The following is a 16289-nucleotide window of genomic DNA, read 5'->3' as shown; positions in this document are numbered from 1 at the left end:
ATGTGCAGCAGATCAAGGGTCGTCATATGGCAAACAAGGCGGTTAGGTTATACGTTGGACCGGGCAAGCCATATGACCTGGTTGCGGTCTGTGCGATCGTGACCGTCTCGGTCCTCCTGGCCCTTCTCGATGTGCAGGGCGTGGTTCGATGGACGCTAGGGTTCCTGGCGGTGTTCTTCGCCCCCGGGTACGCCATCGTGTCCGCGCTCTTCCCAGGGCGCAAGGCCATCATCGCCCCGTCCTTCACCGCCCGCCGCGACGAGCACACCATGACCATCTCTCTCCTGGAGAGGATCATCATCGGTTCGGTACTAGGCTCGGCGGTCATGGCGCTGGCGGGCACCGTTATTACCAGGGGCATCCTGAACTTCGATGTCTGGGTAGTGGCGGTGGAGGCGATCACGATAACGTACGTCGCCTCCTGGATGGCAATAAAGCGCCGTGAGCTGACTCCTCCGGAGGACCAGTTCGTGCTATACAGCACCCCGCGGTTGAGCACGCCAAAACTGTCCTCGGGAGAGCGGGCCATCTCCGCGCTCATAGCCGTGGCCGTGGTGGCGCTGGCAGCGCTGGCGGTCCAGGGAATGGGCGCCAAGCCCGTTGTCGAGGAGCACTCGGAGCTGCACATCGTAGGCGTGGACGGCGACATGGACAGCCTCCCCAGCGTCCTGGCCCCGGGCCAGGCGGGCCTGATGAGGGTGACCGTGATATCGCACCTCAGCTCCGCAGAGATGTTCCACCTCGTCCTATCTTTAGAGCAGACGCCCGCCAATTCATCGGCCTTCGACCCCGCGCAGATCGTGGACATCTCCCCCGGACAGGGGAGGTCCTACCAGTTCGAGCTGCAGCCGGGAGCAAAGTGGCAGCAGGACGTCGCCTTCGTGATCAATGCCGCCGGAAACCAGACCCTGTACCTGACCCTTGATGATGGTATGGAGGTGAAGAGCAACTGGCTTCCATTGGAGATAACCTAGCGGCGGTCATAGTTCCCCAGCTGGACATCGGTTCAACCTCTCCCGTGCTCGCACTGCTGATATGCATGCTGTGCCTGGTGGGGATGCTCACGCTGGGCGCCCTGGCCTCTAGGCGCAGGTGGAACCTGGTCACATCTTCCACGTTCGGGCTGTGGGCGATAGCGGTGATGGTCCTGGTACTGGTGATAGGAGGCCTGATCGTATGACCACTTCTTTCTCATCCACACAGGTCCATGAGGAGGTGCGCTGGCCTGTGCTGACCCTCCTGAGCCTGCCCTTTGTTTGCGGGTGCGCGTCCATCTACCTCTACCGCCTCATGGGCATAGAGGAGGCAGCATTGGCCGCCCTTTTCCTGTTGGTCTTCGGGCTGCTGTCGGCCATGGTCATGGTGCTGTTCGTCGAGCAGAGAGAGGTGGCCCTGGCCGCCTCCTCGGTGGTCCTGGTGCAGGCCTTGGCGTTGGTGGTCATGCTCCTACCTAATTTGAACTGGTTGCCCATGGAGCATCTGCCTCTCTTAGTGGTGATGGCCGGCGCCATCGTCATTCACTACCGCTCCGTCCAGCTCCCCGTCCTCAGGTCCCACCCTCTCCTCCTGCGCTCGGTGATGATCGTGCTCGTGCTGCCCCTGGGCCTGGCGCTGGCTGAGGCCCTTTTCCTGGGCTACCGATTCTTCGAGAACTTCCATATCGGAAGGTCCACCATCATGATGATCCCCATAATTGCGGTTTGGGGGTATCTGGAGGAGGTGCTGTTCCGGGGCATCGCCCTACGCTCCTCCCTTCCATTGCTGGGCCGGTGGCGGGCGATACTGTTCTCGGCGTCCCTGGGGGCGGTGTTCATGCTGTTCTGGGGCTCGCTGCCGTACGCCTTCTTCGCCTTCTTCCTGGGCATCGTGATGGGGGTGCTGTACATGAGGTCCCACAGCCTCATGTTCGTGGGCACCGTGCACGCCCTCACCGACATCTGGATGGTCGTCGCCCTGCTGATCTTGGGTGTCACCGGCTGACGACCGCCATCGATCCATACGGGCACGAAGCGGCAGTAGGGATGATATCCCTTCCTTCAACCTGATTCCACATCCTCGATGTCCACATCGAAACCCATTTCTCATCCCCCACGCTAACCGTGGGGCGGACACAAAGTTATATTATGTAAAGATATGAATAAAAGGTCCGGCGAGGGAAGCGGATTTGAGCACCATTAACAAGAAGGCCATCATCGGCCTGGATGCAGGAACGGCAGGTTCCGGAGGGGGCGCGGATGACGCCACAGGCGGCAGACCGACGGCCACGGTGATCGTGTGCACGTTCAACCGGGTACAGTGGCTGTCGAAGTGCCTCCGTTCCCTTGAAGAGCAGGTCCCCCGCCCCGACGAGATCATGGTGGTCGACGGTCCTTCCACCGACGGCACCAGGGAGATGCTGGAACTACTGGAAAAGCAGGGCAGCATCACCCTTGTGAGGCAGCCCCGGCTTGATGGTATATCCGCTGCCAGGAACCTCGGTCTTTCGCAGGCCAAGGGGGACATCGTCTGCTACATCGATGACGATGCCATCGCCCAGCCGGGGTGGCTGGCCTCTCTGCTTCCACTGTACAGGGACCCCCGGGTGGGAGGAGCGGGAGGGCCGGTCTACGACATCGAGGGCCGCCCCGCCATGGGCAGGAACGCGGTGGCCCCGGATGGCCAGTGGTTCGACGAGTCCAAGGGGGAGAGCATCGAGGGCCTGAGCCAGGTGATGGTCGGATGCAACATGTCCTTCCGCCGCACCGCACTTTCCGGCGTGGGCGGTTTCGACCCCTACTTCAAGTTCCACCAGGACGAGACCGATGCCTGCCTGGCGGTCCTGGGAGCCGGATACAGCATACTGTACGACGAGGGAGCGCTTGTTTGGCACGCATGGTGCGAGGGCTCCTACCGCAGGGACAAGGTGAAGTGGTACCTCCGCCTGAGGTACCTGTGGGGGAGGAACAACTCCTATCTCGTGCGTAAGCACTTCGGGAAGCAGGTGCGGTTCGCGGACTACTTCGGCTCCCGCTTCATGGGCTTCTTCACGAGGAGGGCGCCGCGGGCCGATGCGGTCAAGAAGGAGGCGGCATCGGACACCGAGAAAATGCCCCCGTTCTTCGTTGCCGTAGGAGCTCTGTCCGAGGTGTACGGCCTTCTGAAGGGCTGGAAGGACGGCGGCAGCGTCCGCCGAACCTGAAGGCGGACTTCTGACGATGCATAGTTCGATCTCTCGATCACGGTATGATGCTGGAGGTCGTCTCCGCGGCGATGGTGCCGTGGAACACGACCCTGCCGTCGGACAATTTCTCCACGTTCGTGAGCGCGATCCCCTTGCCGTCAGAGTGCCAGGTGGTTCCACTGGGCAACACCGCGTTTATGCTCACGGCCTTGTTACCGAGGTTGGTAAAGGTGTACGCATCCTGGTCCTCGGTGAACGTGACGGTCACGCTCCCGGAGCCGGTGACCACGACCATCTGCCGGTCCGTGATCAGTGAACCGCCTTCCGAGCCCAGGTCGATTGTGGCCGGCCAGTTGGTGGGGTCCTGATGACGGGACGCGCCCATGGCCTCGAACATGGCCACGGCCATCTTGAGGTTGTGCATCTGCGAGGAGTAACTGTCATAAGACAGCAGATCGACGCAGAACCCGTAGCGGGCGGCGTTGAACAGCACCGAGTACACGTCATCCTGGTCCGAGGAGCTGCCAGTATCGTAGTTCTGGTAGACCAGTATGTCCGGTCTGTGCTCCGAGGACATGTGGTTCACGAACTCCATCATCGATCGTACATGGGACACCAGGTCCGTGCCGAGGATGGAGGAGGGCTCGAACCCTTCCACCAGGGTGAGGTCGCTGAGCATGGCTAGGTGGATGGACGGGGTGTAGGGATTGGTGATGACGAACTCGAAGTGGCCGGAGGCCCGCGTCTCCTGCACCAGCTTGAGGTACCCCTCATGGATGAACACCCCGCTGCGGTGGTTGTAGTCGCTGCGAGGTTCGTTGGTATCCCCGTACCATATGTTCATCTCGTCCCAGAACACGCCGGTGCTGGACCACCACCACTCGTTGTGCGCATCGCCGGATATGAGGTACTTGCGGTAGGCGCTGCTGGACGCGGACGCGATGGCCGTGCCGTCCGGCAGTGTGTAGGCATGGCCCACGGAATCGTAGAGCTTGTACTCGGTGGGCATCGTCCCCGCGCCATAGCGCTGGGCCGACTTGTAGTGCCAGTTCACCTGATCGGGGTTGGTGGACAGCGTGGCCACGAGGATGGGCGAGCTCTCCACCCACGAGCGGGTGGAGGAGTCCCACTGGCCAGACAGCCCGTTGAGGTCCTTGCCGAAGTCGTTGAAGGTCAGGGGGAACTGCTCGGTGCTTCGGTACCCCCAGGTCTCGGCGATCTGAGGTCCGATCCACTCCGCGTAGCCGGCATCATGGCCCCGGGCCTCCCCGTCCGTCTGCTCGTAGGGGCGCACGAACATGTGCCAGGTCTTCTCCTTCCCCAGCGAGGGATCGGGCAGCACCCCGCCGGTGGAGGTATACTTCACCCCGAACACCGAGGCCCCGTCCACGGGGTCCCCCTCGATCCAGATAGGGGAGTAAAGGTACGCCTCGGCCTCGTTGAAGCCCCACTCCACGCCCAACGTCCGTCCCGGAACCCTCATGTCGAAGGCGGGTGCGAACATCTCGTAGCATGGATACCAGCCCCCGATGCCGTTGGTCTTGGGTGTCTCCTCGGGGATGCCGGGTATGTAGCGATGGGCCTTTCCATCGCTGAACAGGTCGTACATGTGCCCATTGGTGGAGCACAGCGCGATGGCATAGGTCACGATGGCGTTGGACGTTCCCGGCGTATATGTGACTTCCAGCTCGAAGTAGTCCCGGTAGAGGTCAAAGGTATGTAGCAGGCTAAACTGGGAGCACGATTCCAGGAACCATACCTTTTCGCTGTCCTGCCCCCAGCCAGTGATCCGAGTGGTGACCCAGTTGAGGTCCTTGCCGTACTCGTCCACCGTTCCCTCGTTCGCGGTCAGCGGGTCCAGCCTCTGATACAGGATGTAGTCGGTGGTGAAGTAGGGGCGGATGAGGTAGGAGACGGAGCTACCTGACTGAACCACGGTCATCATATAATTGTCTGTTCGCACCACGTAGGTTCCGCCGGTGCTTGTCGCGGAGAGCTCTGAGGAGCGGGCGTCCAGGTCGATGGTACGCCCATCGTCATCGAGGGCGAAAACTCTCGTCGAGCTGCTCTTACCGCCTCCAGTGATCAGGGACCTTCCATTGTCGTCATCTGCTCCTCCCGGGGAACCATCGGCGCCGTCGGAGCTGTCATCTGCAGTGAGGTAGGAACCATCATCGTTGCTGTCCGAACGATCGTCGTTACCTATCGCGATCGTCCCCGCAATGTCGTTCCATGACGCCAGGGGGAAAAGGGAGCACAGGAGGAGAGCGAGCACGAGGACGGCCGTGATCGCCCGTGCCCCGCTCGTCGACGAGCGGAGCCCCGCCCTCATCGCGGCCCCTGTCCTTTTGATTATGCTCATTCCGCTCTCTCCGTTGACGACCAGGGACCGAAGCCTGTGCTTTTCCGTGTACTGAAGCTTCCTTCGGCTGCGGAGCGATAACGGTCCTCAGGCGTTCTCATCGTGTTCCTCTGATGCTCGCGGGCGTCACCATGCCAGGAGATAAAGCTCAAGGCGTGCCGACGACCGGATATTTTTTGCTGGCCGCAGTTTTTTCAAGGCGGCCCAGGGGCAAGGTTCTCTCAAAGGGAGATATCCTTAGGGCCCCTACCCCTGTTATTTTTCGAGCATATTTATAAATTGGTGTGTACTTTTTCGTTATGTAGAAAAATGAATAATATTCATAGCTTCATATCTTCCGAGCCAGATATTATCTCACCTTTTTGAACGCTCCGCGACCAATCTTGTGGCCATCTCCCGGTACTGCTCCGCGAACCTCTCAAGGCTGAAACTCTCCATCACCACCGTACGGGGATGAAGCTCCCTTGCCAAGACCTCATCGATCGCTGCGAGGTGGTGCTCGACATCGAAGGAGGGGACGACGACCCCGACCCTGTCGTCCTCGAGGTCCTCGAAGATTCCTGTGCGCGAGGTCACCACCGGCACATCACAGGCCATGGCCTCGAAGGGCGTGTAGCTGCAGGCCTCATAGTGAGTAGGGAACAGCAGGAGGTCGGCCGCACAATAGTGCAGGGGCATGAGGTCATGGGGGACGTTCCTGCGGACAATGAGGTTCTTCCCCTCCACCTCCGAAGAGGTGACGCACAGCACCCTGAGGTCCTCGCGGCGAGCGGCGACCTCTCGGACCAGGTCGAACCCCTTGGTGCGGTCCGCCCTTCCGACGAAGATCGCCACAGGTCCGTCGTGCTCGATCCCCAGCATCCTCCTGGCTTCCACCTTGTCACGAGGGGCGAATAGCTCCACGTCCACTCCGTTCACTATCACCTGGGACCGTATCCCATAGCGGTCGGCCAGCTCCCTCTGCACCTTGGGGCTCACGGCCACGTTGTGCTTGGAGAACGATGTCAACTTCTCCAGAAGAGGCATCATATATCTCGTCGGCAGGAAGCCAGGGGTGCCATGAAGCGTGCCCTCCGCGAAACCTATGGAGGTGTAATGGAACACGTTGACCATGGGTGCGCGCGGTCGGAAAATGGAGAGCCACCATCCCGCGGTAGAGTTGCACAGGATGAGATCGAAGCCCTCCTCCTTGCATAACCTCCGGAAGTGGCGTCCGATGGATGCGCCCATCCACACCTCTTTGAGATTGAGGCGGTCGAGGATGGGCAGGGAGGTCCGCCCGCTGTCCTCGAAGGTGATGGTGACGAGGTCGGGGAACGCCCGACGGAGCTGCTCGGTGAAAAGCTCCGTGCCCCCCTTCACCATTTCGAAACCGTAGTAGGACAGGACCGCGACCCTCATAATCAGGACAATGGGTTAATTTAGTGAATGGTAATCAAGATTGTCCATGGGGTATCAGGAAGCAAAGTTGGAACTGAGGCTCATCGCCGAGAAGCTGCGCAATCGTTTCACCGTCCCTGGAAGGCTGGAGGGCACCCAGTGGAGCCCCAAGGTCATGGACGTCCCTCCCGGACAGCGCTTCCTGGTCCTCTCCCCCCATCCCGATGATGATACGGTGGGATGCGGCGGCACCATCGTGAAGCTCCTGGAGGCGGGCAAGGCCGTCCGAGTGGTGTACCTCTCCATGCAGGTCGGGGACTTCACCCCCGACGAACGGCGAAAGGAGATACACTCCGCCCTGGAGCACCTGGGGGTGAAGGACTTCATTCTACGGGAATCATCGTTCCCGTCCCTTCAGGAGGCCGTAGAGATCATCACCCAGGAGATCGAAAGTTACCGTCCCGATGCCATCTTCGCCCCCTCGCCCTTCGAGAACCATGACCAGCACCTGAGGACCTTCGAGGCCTTCAGGCTGTCCGTGGAGAAGATGAACGTCAACCCCGATGCCATCCTATATGAGATCTGGAACCCTCTCATGCCGAACCTCCTCATCCCCGTAAATTCCGCCATGGAGCGCAAGGTCATGGCCATCAAGGACCACTGGACACAGGTGCGGGAGATCGATTATGTAAGGGTGTCCCAGGGCCTGACCGGCTACCGTGCCGCGAGCCTGGCGCTGGACGGTTATGCTGAGGCATTCCTGCACCTGCCCGCTAAGGACGTGGTCAGGATGTTCCACGTCTGAGCTGGCCCGAAGAGCCCACTGGCAACACTAACTATAAATCCCCTTACATGTTACTTCGGGCCGGAGTGAGTCCAGATGCAGTTGGTCAGGACCGGCAAGGTAAAGCAGGTTTACGAGGTGGACGACAACACGCTAGAGTTCCTCTTCACCGATAACATTTCCGTATTCGATAAGACAATTCCTTCCCAGATACCTTTCAAGGGAGAGTCTCTGTGCCGCACCGCCGCCTTCTGGTTCCAGGTCTGCCGTAAGGCCGGCGTGAGGACCCACTTCACCGAGCTGATACCGCCCAACCGCATGAGGGTTAAGAGGGTCGAGATCATAGAGGATTACTCCAAGATCGACCACTCCACTACTAACTACCTCATCCCCCTAGAGGTCATCTCCCGGCACTATGTGGCGGGCTCCCTGTGGGACCGCATATGTTCCAAGGAGATCAAGGTCGAGGACCTGGGCTTCCCCCATGACCATGAGGTCAAGTACGGCGAGAAGCTCCCCAAGACGTTCTATGAGACCACCACCAAGCTGGAGAAGGTGGACCGTCTGCTCGACCGCGAGGAGGCATTGAAGATCTCCGGCCTGACCGAGGAGGAGATGGACAATATGTTCGAGGTCGTTGCCAAGATCGATGACTTCATCGCCTCCGAGGTCGAGGAGCGCATGCTCATCCACGTGGACGGCAAGAAGGAGTTCGCCTTCGACGAGCACCGCCGTCTGATGCTGATCGATACCTTCGGAACGGCCGATGAGGACCGCTGGTGGGACGAGGACTCATACGCGGCGGGGCATTGCCTGGAGCTTTCCAAGGAATCGGTGCGCCAGTACTACCGCTCCATCGGTTACTACGATCAGCTGACGAAGGCCAGGAAGGCCGGCCAGCAGGAACCGGACATTCCTCCGCTACCTGGTTCCGAGGTCAAGAAGGTGAGCGACCTCTACATCGAGATGTTCGAGCGCCTGACCGGCGAGAGCTTCCGTTGACACTCCTGCGAACTAACTGGCAGGATTCTAAGGTCGACATCGCTCATGACGGAGCCTCCTGGGGCGTATCAATGCGGCCCTTGCACCAATCCCTGTCTTGGTGCAATCGACCATCGCCTTCCTCTAAAGAGGGACGCAACGCGATGTTGAACGACGCGTTGACGTCGGCGTAATCAACGTGCCCGCAATGAGGGCACGAGAAGTCCTTGCCTTCCCTGGTGCCTAGTTGACCACACCTGGAGCATCGTTGGCTCGTATAGGCAGGGTCAACGTAGACGACCGGTATCCCGAGCAGCTTGGCCTTGTACTCTACCATATACTGTATTTGATAGAAAGACCAACTGTGCAGCGTGGGCCTGGACGACCTGGACTGGGATACGGTCGTTCGTATGTCGCTCAGCCTTTCCATTTTTATACCGCAACCTTGCTGAGCGGCCTCCTTCAATGTGGCTCTGGATATCTTATGGTTTAGGTCTTTGATCTTCCTGTTTTCCTTGTGCTGGATTTTCTCCTTTGCCACTCGGGGATGGCCTTCGATGTACAGGCGCCTCCGCATCTTACAGTACTTCTTGTGGATGTGCGGAGCCTCCTTGCCGTACTTCTGGACCTTGCCTGTCGTCGGATTGGCAACCACGGCGATGTGGCCAGTGGAGTTCAAATCGGCGCCGATCCAATGCCTGACCACTCGATCCTCTCCTCGAAGTTCACAAAGAACTCACCTGGGAAAGAAATGGCAACGGCGAACGTTGGGGGGATTAGGATGCCCACTCGTAGGACCGTCCTGAGCAGCGTCATTGGGTCGGAGCAGTCGATATCCATTGTGGGTTCCCCGGCTGAGAGTCCTTCCAGCAGAAGCATAGCAGTGCCGATGAAGATGAACACGATGGCGATGAACGCGCTGCCGTAGGCATCTTCCTTCTTAAAAAGGACCTTGCCTCCCGGGGTGCCGGAGCCGGTCATGCCTGCCGCCTGCTTCTTTAGGCTTCTTATCTGGAGCACGTTGAACAGCAGTACGAGGAGGTTGCCCGCGACGATTAAGGATTTTCCGTTATTCGGGGAGAACATGAGGGATGCCTCTAGACAGGTTCCCCTGTCGGTGCGGGGGCGTTCTTCTACGCTATCCGGGAGTTCAGCTCCTCCAAGAACCGTTCCCAACCGGCCGGGGAGTGGGAGACGTATCTTTTGTGCCCTCCTCGCGATAACTTATCTCCCTCATCTTGAGCGAGGTCGGCATCGTTTTAACTATGACGCTCCAGGAACAAACCGAACCGGCGGCTAGGATGACCTTATACGGGATGCGAATATTTGTAAAATATAACCGGATGTGGACTGACCCCTTGCTGAGTTCATAGCGGTCATAGAAGTTGTTGGGCACAATGAAGGTCGCGTAGATCACGGCGACGACGATCCCGGCAACGAGCAGTTCGAGGTTTGAATAGAGGGCACTGAGCCCAATGGAAAGGGCGGCCAGCACAGCGAATGCGACGGCCATCACGAGGAACCAGGGATCCTTCTGTTGTCTGTAAACCGTACCGTCGCTCATCATTGTCTCGAAAGGGGATTGAATTAAGGATCTATTTTCACCCTTACCTGGACCGTCCAGCCTCCCTTTACTCCAAGGTGACCGCGACCAGCCGATGCCCCTCAGGGCACTTGATGTCCCCATCGATGCTGCGAACACGGAACTTCATGTTCTTCTCCAGACCCATGGGGTGGCAGATGCGGTAGTTCTCGCACCCCGGGGACTTGCACTTGACCTCCTCGAAGGTTATGGTGGAACCCTCCAGCGCATACTTCTGCGGCAGGGCGCACTTCTGTTGAAGCTTTTGCACCTCCACCACGCGCACCCCCTCCTCGTGGATGCGGCATAGGTGCTTCACGCTGCGGACGGCATTGATGCGGTACAGCCCTCCGGTGTCCAGGTTGAAGCAGACACCCTTGAGCTTGCAGTCACGGCATTCCGTGAGCGGCCCACGGTAAACGAACTCATCGCCTTCCTTGGCGAGGTGCTCTCCTATCAGAGTGATGACGACCATCGCTGAACCTCCCTTAAATGACCTTTGTGATAGTGGCCAGCCTCTCGGCGGCCTCGTGAGTTAGGCCTACATGGCCCAGTATAGTGAATCTGCTGCGCACCTTGTGCGCGTTGACGAGGGCTTCGATGACCTGCTCCTCGGTGATCCCCAGCTCCTTGGCCGAGGTGGGGGCGCCGATCTTGGCGAGCGCCTCCCGGATGCGCGACCAATCGCCACCATGGAGGTACATCATCATGATGGAGCCTACACCGCACTGCTCTCCGTGGAGGGCCTTGCCCGGAGCGATCATGTCCAGAGCGTGGGAGAACATATGCTCCGATCCGCTTGTCGGCCTCGAGGACCCGGCCACGGCCATGGACACGCCCGATATGATGATGGGCCTGATGGCCACCCACACGCTCTCCTCGAGGTTGGGCTTGATCAGGTCGGCGTTATCTATGATGGTCTCGGCGGTGTACAGGGCGAGAGAATAAGCGGAGCGGGAGAACTCCTCTCCCCGTAGACGCTTGGCGTACTCCCAGTCCTTTACCGCGGTGGAATTGGATATGACGTCAGCACATCCTGCCGCAAGCAGGCGGTATGGTGCCTGGACGATGATGGCCGTGTCCGCGACCACGCCCAGGGGGACCTTGGCGTCAAGGGACAGGGGCCCGTTCTCGTTCTTGATGGATGCTCTGCCGGAAGCGATGCCGTCATGCGATGCCGAGGTGGGTATGGATATCCACTCCTGCCCCAGGTTCTTGGCCGCCATCTTGGCGAGGTCGATCTTGCTTCCTCCGCCGACCCCCAGAAAGAAGTTGGTCCCGCATTCCCGGGCGATCTGCTCGACCCTGTCGAGGTTCTCCTGGGTGGCCTCTCCCACGGTGGCCATCTGTACTTCGTAGCCTGCATCCATCATCCTGTTGGTGACGATATCGGCGGCCACGTTCTTGGTCTTGGAACCGGTGACGATGAGGGCTGTGCCTGACAGTCCGAAGTCCCTGCAGACATCGGGAGTCTGCCCCAATACGCCGTGGCCCGCGAGCACATTCCTTGGAAAAAGGATCGAGCGAGCCTTGGTGAAATCGCCCTCGTCCATTGAAGCACCTTAACCATGGCCGGATATTAGTACCTTCTTTCAACAACCTACATCATTCCCATTAGACCCTAAGATCGGAATGTTTTGGATACAAGCGCTCAACGACATGCTCAGGAGCGATCCACTTCGAGGAACGGTCGAGCGTCCCTCGTGGCCGCGTGTTAACCTCAGGGGAGAACGTTCTATATTATCGTTTTCGGAAGATGATATTATCGCCCTTATAAATGACTGGAGTAGGCGTTCACCAGTCATGTCTCCCTACCGGGACAAGCGGGTCCACGGTACCTCTGGCCACCTCCGTAACGAAAAATCTTGGGAACAGGGATATAAATGCGGAGGATACTGGCCCAAAGTGATAATAAAGGCTTCCTTATTTATATATGCAAAAATGAAATGAGACCGCTAATGCTTGGGCAGCAGGACATAGACGGCCCTTCAGATGAGGTGCTGGACAGGGTCACCATGTTGAACACCTCTCATCTTCTTGACCATCTGCCCGATCCCCTCATCCACCTGGACATGGGAGGGAGGATGGTCTCCCTGAACGGTCCGGCAGAGTCGGCCTTAGGACGTTCATCCTGTGAATGCCAGGGCCAGTTTCTTGAAGCGCTACTGTCCAAGAACTTTTCGAGTCATGGTTTGGACCAGTATCAGCAAGCGTTCAAGCAGTGTACCAATGGGACTCCGGCCAGGGCCAACCTGGTCTTCGACACCCCTCATAATGTGGATCGCCAGTGCGTGCTCATCCCTTCCTGGGATGCGCATGGGACCGTTGACGGGGCTCTCCTGCTAATGGGTGATGGCCGCGGGACCGAGCCCCCCCGGGGCGAGGCCGATCCTTACGAGATGATCAAGGTCCTGGCCAGCACCTCCCTGGAAGTCCATGAGGGCTGCGATCTCAAGGAGCTGATAGAGAGCGAGGCCTCTCGGCTCGCCCTCTCACTCGGCCTGGACTTCGCCATTTTCCGCATATTGCACCCGCAGGAGAGGCCGCAGATCATATGTCACGGGATAGAGGACGCAGATGCGGTACAGGTCCTGGACTCCCAGCTCCCCGATGGGAGCTTGCTGTATCAGACAGTGAACCGGGGGCAGGAGATAATGGTAGAGGATCTGGAGCGATCGGAGATAAGCTGCCCGGTACCGGAGATAAGGTCCCTGGTTGGCCTCACCGTCAACTGGTCCGAGCGAGCTTACGGGTGCGCGGTGTTCGGGAACCGCCGCCTGGGCGGGGACCTCGGCCTTCTATATCCCATACTCCAGGTCTTCTGCAACCATGTGGCCACCTCCCTGCGCAACGCCCGTCTCCATAAGGAGCTGATGGTACGTTCGGACATCCTGCAAGGTCTCTACGAGACCACGCAGGCATTGTCCTCCACGCTTGAGCTGAAGGAGCTGCTGCAGATGATCCTGCACACCGCCCGGAACCTGGTGAGCGCGGACAACTGCTACATCTTCCAGTTAGACCACTCTCGGGAGAGCCTCCACGCGATAGCGTACATAACCGAGGAGGAGATACGCGAGGTCCCGGTGCTGAAGGTGGGGGAGGGCATCACTGGATTGGTCGCGAACACCGGGAAGGGGCAGCTGGTGGTGCGGGCGGACCTTGACCCCCGGGCGATCACCATCCCCGGGACCCCGGATGACGATCCCAGCTCCATCATATGCGTGCCCCTGCAGCTCTCCGAAGAGCTGCTCGGGGTCATGACCTTGGAGAAGAGGCCAGGGATACCGTTCACCAAGAAGCAGTACGAGCTCATCGAGCTGTTCTCCCTGCAGGCGGCCATGGCCATCCACCGGGCATCACAGTACGACCAGATCAGGATCTATGCCAGTAACCTCCAGATGTACAACGTCCTTCTCACCCACGATGTCGCCAACTTCAACGTACCCATACATGGCTTCCTGGAGATGCTAATCAAGGACCCCAAGCTGGACCTGCGGCAGCGCCGGTACGTGCGTTCGGCCCTGGTGCAATCGGACAACATCTCCGAGGTGATCTCCGACATAAGGGAGCTGTCGCGCCTGCGCAGACAGACGGGAGAGGCGCTCCTGGAGGCCGTGAACCTGGTGCCCATCCTGAAGGAGGTCAGAGAGGACCTGCTCTCCAACGCCGTGAACGAGGACGTGGAGGCTCACATAAACTCCGCCCCCGATATCGCTATGGTGATGGCCGATAGCTCCCTCAAGGTACTGTTCCATAACCTCCTGGCATATGCGTTCAAATACGGCCAGGGGAGGCCGGTGGAGATAGACGTGATGGAGCACCAGGACCCTACCGGAGGATGGTGGAGGGTGCGGATCATGGACGGCGGCAAGGGAATTCCTGAGGAACAGAAGAGGGGGATGTTCCGGCGGTATGACCGCCTAGACACGGTCCAGGGCTCGGATGGATATGGGCTCAGCATGTCAGTGGTGGGCATCCTCACCGACCGCTATCATGGAAAGGTGTGGGTCGAGGACCGCGTTCCCGGAGATCCCTGCAGGGGAACTTCCTATAATGTCATAATCCCCAAGATCGTAACTAGAGCAATGGAGTGATCATATGCCATCGTCAACAGGCAAGATTACAGTGCTGATGGTCGATGACAACCACGAGCATGTCCTGCTGTGCAAGGAATCCTTGCCCGAAGAGGAGTTCGAGGTTGCCGAGGCCGGCAACGGATCCGACGCCCTCAAGGTCCTGGGCAAGAACACATTCGACATAGTGGTGCTTGACTACGCGCTGCCGGACATGTCCGGGGTGGAACTGCTCAAGAAGCTCCGGGCCAAGGGATACACCGCCCCGGTGATCTTCGTGTCCGCGGCCGAGGACCCCGAGCTCAGTGTGCAGGCCATGAAGCTGGGGGCGTGCGATTATATCGTCAAGACCTTCCGCTACTACTCGAGCCTGCGCTCCCGGCTCCTCGAGAACATCGAGGCCTGCTCGTGCGGACGGTGAGAGCAAAAGTTATTCTGAAAGGAAACGCGTCATAGACGGTCGGATGAACCCCGACAATTACGTTCACGGCTACACCGACCGGGAAATGGTAAGGCTGAACGATCAGTCACGGACGCTCACCGACCTTCTGCACCATGACACCCGCTACCCTGCTGGGAGCAAGGTGCTGGAGATGGGCTGCGGGGTCGGCGCGCAGACGGTGATCCTCGCCCGTAACAGCCCGGAGGCGGAGATAACCTCAGTGGACATCTCCCCCGATTCGGTGGCCGCGGCCCGTGCCGTTGCAGAGAGGGAAGGGATCACCAACGTGACCTTCCAGGTGGCTAACATCTTCGAACTGCCGTTCGTCCCGGGGAGCTTCGACCACGTGTTCATCTGCTTCGTACTGGAGCACCTCCCCCGGCCGGAGAGGGCGCTGGACGTCGCCGTGAGCATGCTGAGGCCGGGTGGGAGCATTACGGTGATAGAGGGGGACCACGGCTCCACCTTCTTCTATCCCCTGAACCCGCTGTCGCAGCGCGCCATCGACTGCCTGGTGGACCTGCAGAGCAGGTCTGGCGGCGACGCCCTCATCGGCCGCCGGTTGTTCCCCCTGCTGACCGAAGCCGGTCTGCAGAAGATAACCGTCACTCCGCGCATGGTGTACGTGGACCCCTCCCGCCCGGAACTGGAGGAAGGCTTCACGCGCAACACCTTCGCGGCCATGGTGGATGGGGTGAGGGATAAGGTGCTCGCCTGTGGAATGATGACGGAGGCGGAGTGGGAGGAGGGCGTCCGCGGTCTGCGCCGTACCACGGGTACGGGGACGTTCGCGTACACGTTCTTCAAGGGTGAAGGGATCAAGACGGAGGAAAGGACATGACGTATGTGCTGGGAGTGCTGGGCAGCCCACGGGAGGGCGGCAACACCGACATGCTTCTGGACGCTGCCCTGGAGGGTGCAGCGGAAACCGGGGCCACGGTGGAGAAGATAACGCTGTGCAAGCTGAACATCAGCCCCTGCACCGCCTGCGATGGGTGCGCGGACGGGGTGCGGTGCGTGCTCGATGACGACATGACCTCACTATATCCCAAGCTCGAGGAGGCCGATGTGATCATACTGGCCTCTCCTGTCTACTTCTACGGCGTCACCGCTCAGATGAAGGCCTTCATCGACCGGGCCCAGCTATGCTGGGTTCAGAAGTTCGTTCTACACTACCGCTCCAAGAAGCGCAAGGGGGCGTTCCTCTCCGTGGGGGCGAGGATACGCACCGACTTCGCCTCTGCCGAGGCCAGCGCGCAGGCGTTCTTCTATACCCTCGAGGCCACCCCGTCGCGCAAGCTTACCTTCGCCGGCTTCGAGGAGAAGGGCTCCATCGCCGACCATCCCACGGCCCTCAGCGACGCGAGGCTGCTGGGGAGGGAGCTGGCGCAGAGCGCCGGGCCCGCGAGATGCCCCGTCCCCCGGCGGTCCATGGGCATGCCCATGCCTGGGTTGGGGCAGAACCCTCCCGGGCCGGAGCCGGAGTGAGCCACTGGTAGACCTAGACAACGCTTTTAGGAAAAGG

At 59.8% G+C, this 16289-nt stretch carries 17 protein-coding genes; 10 read left to right on the top strand and 7 right to left on the bottom strand.

Translation table 11 applies throughout. The features are described from left to right. The first annotated feature begins 26 nt into the window (after positions 1-26). The 4 genes from GXX95_03545 (at position 27) to GXX95_03530 (ending at position 3178) form a co-directional block, all read left to right on the top strand. Positions 27-974, top strand: coding sequence for a DUF1616 domain-containing protein (locus tag GXX95_03545; protein NLT37219.1), 948 nt, complete (start codon positions 27-29; stop codon positions 972-974). Positions 975-1018: 44 nt separating this feature from the next. After that, positions 1019-1180 carry a hypothetical protein gene (locus GXX95_03540; GenBank protein ID NLT37218.1) on the top strand — a complete coding sequence of 54 codons (162 nt, stop codon included), beginning with the start codon at positions 1019-1021 and terminating at the stop codon, positions 1178-1180. After that, positions 1177-1980, top strand: coding sequence for a CPBP family intramembrane metalloprotease (locus GXX95_03535; protein NLT37217.1), 804 nt, complete (start codon positions 1177-1179; stop codon positions 1978-1980). Before GXX95_03540 ends, GXX95_03535 begins: the two co-directional genes overlap by 4 nt. Positions 1981-2164: 184 nt before the next feature. Further along, complete coding sequence (locus GXX95_03530; protein NLT37216.1) at positions 2165-3178, top strand: glycosyltransferase; 1014 nt, start codon at positions 2165-2167, stop codon at positions 3176-3178. A 37-nt stretch (positions 3179-3215) separates the two neighbouring features. Here the strand turns inward: GXX95_03530 and GXX95_03525 are convergent, their stop codons facing one another. Both GXX95_03525 and GXX95_03520 read right to left on the bottom strand, forming a co-directional pair. Next, positions 3216-5522: a hypothetical protein gene (locus tag GXX95_03525; GenBank protein NLT37215.1), complete on the bottom strand. Its 2307-nt coding sequence runs from the start codon at positions 5520-5522 to the stop codon at positions 3216-3218. A gap of 354 nt (positions 5523-5876) precedes the next feature. Then, complete coding sequence (locus tag GXX95_03520) at positions 5877-6923, bottom strand: glycosyltransferase family 4 protein (protein NLT37214.1); 1047 nt, start codon at positions 6921-6923, stop codon at positions 5877-5879. Between the two features lie 46 nt (positions 6924-6969). On the opposite strand from GXX95_03520, the gene GXX95_03515 reads away from it, so the two are divergent. Together GXX95_03515 and GXX95_03510 are read left to right on the top strand one after the other, a co-directional pair. Then, positions 6970-7707, top strand: coding sequence for a PIG-L family deacetylase (locus GXX95_03515; GenBank protein NLT37213.1), 738 nt, complete (start codon positions 6970-6972; stop codon positions 7705-7707). Between the two features lie 75 nt (positions 7708-7782). Beyond that, positions 7783-8688, top strand: a complete 906-nt coding sequence (locus tag GXX95_03510; GenBank protein ID NLT37212.1) for a phosphoribosylaminoimidazolesuccinocarboxamide synthase — start codon at positions 7783-7785, stop codon at positions 8686-8688. A gap of 43 nt (positions 8689-8731) precedes the next feature. Here the strand turns inward: GXX95_03510 and tnpB are convergent, their stop codons facing one another. The 5 genes from tnpB to GXX95_03485 all read right to left on the bottom strand — a co-directional run bounded on the left by tnpB (position 8732) and on the right by GXX95_03485 (position 11802). Continuing rightward, positions 8732-9373, bottom strand: a complete 642-nt coding sequence (gene tnpB / locus GXX95_03505; protein NLT37211.1) for an IS200/IS605 family element transposase accessory protein TnpB — start codon at positions 9371-9373, stop codon at positions 8732-8734. Further along, positions 9343-9753, bottom strand: coding sequence for a hypothetical protein (locus GXX95_03500; GenBank protein NLT37210.1), 411 nt, complete (start codon positions 9751-9753; stop codon positions 9343-9345). The genes tnpB and GXX95_03500 overlap by 31 nt, the downstream gene beginning before the upstream one ends. Positions 9754-9817: 64 nt before the next feature. Next, on the bottom strand, positions 9818-10231 hold the full coding sequence (locus GXX95_03495; GenBank protein NLT37209.1) for a hypothetical protein: 414 nt from the start codon (positions 10229-10231) through the stop codon (positions 9818-9820). A gap of 67 nt (positions 10232-10298) precedes the next feature. Next, positions 10299-10724 (bottom strand): UPF0179 family protein, encoded by a 426-nt coding sequence (locus GXX95_03490; protein ID NLT37208.1) that lies wholly within the window; start codon positions 10722-10724, stop codon positions 10299-10301. Positions 10725-10737: 13 nt separating this feature from the next. Next, the gene (locus GXX95_03485) at positions 10738-11802 is read right to left on the bottom strand and encodes an NAD(P)-dependent glycerol-1-phosphate dehydrogenase (protein NLT37207.1); all 1065 of its coding nucleotides are present in this window, start codon (positions 11800-11802) and stop codon (positions 10738-10740) included. Positions 11803-12195: 393 nt separating this feature from the next. Here GXX95_03485 and GXX95_03480 point away from each other — a divergent pair, with 393 nt between their 5' ends. The 4 genes from GXX95_03480 to GXX95_03465 are packed head-to-tail and all read left to right on the top strand — an operon-like array spanning position 12196 to position 16252. Next, positions 12196-14343 carry a GAF domain-containing protein gene (locus GXX95_03480; protein ID NLT37206.1) on the top strand — a complete coding sequence of 716 codons (2148 nt, stop codon included), beginning with the start codon at positions 12196-12198 and terminating at the stop codon, positions 14341-14343. Positions 14344-14347: 4 nt separating this feature from the next. Next, entirely contained in the window at positions 14348-14743 is a 396-nt protein-coding gene (locus GXX95_03475) for a response regulator (protein NLT37205.1), read from the top strand. A gap of 43 nt (positions 14744-14786) precedes the next feature. After that, positions 14787-15605 carry a methyltransferase domain-containing protein gene (locus GXX95_03470; GenBank protein ID NLT37204.1) on the top strand — a complete coding sequence of 273 codons (819 nt, stop codon included), beginning with the start codon at positions 14787-14789 and terminating at the stop codon, positions 15603-15605. After that, the gene (locus tag GXX95_03465; GenBank protein NLT37203.1) at positions 15602-16252 is read left to right on the top strand and encodes a flavodoxin family protein; all 651 of its coding nucleotides are present in this window, start codon (positions 15602-15604) and stop codon (positions 16250-16252) included. Before GXX95_03470 ends, GXX95_03465 begins: the two co-directional genes overlap by 4 nt. Positions 16253-16289: the final 37 nt, after the last annotated feature.

Source organism: Methanomassiliicoccus sp. (assembly GCA_012719175.1).
Lineage (GTDB): Archaea > Thermoplasmatota > Thermoplasmata > Methanomassiliicoccales > Methanomassiliicoccaceae > UBA6.
The sequence above is the reverse complement of the archived record's forward strand: the minus strand, read 5'-3'. Positions and strand labels throughout refer to the sequence as shown.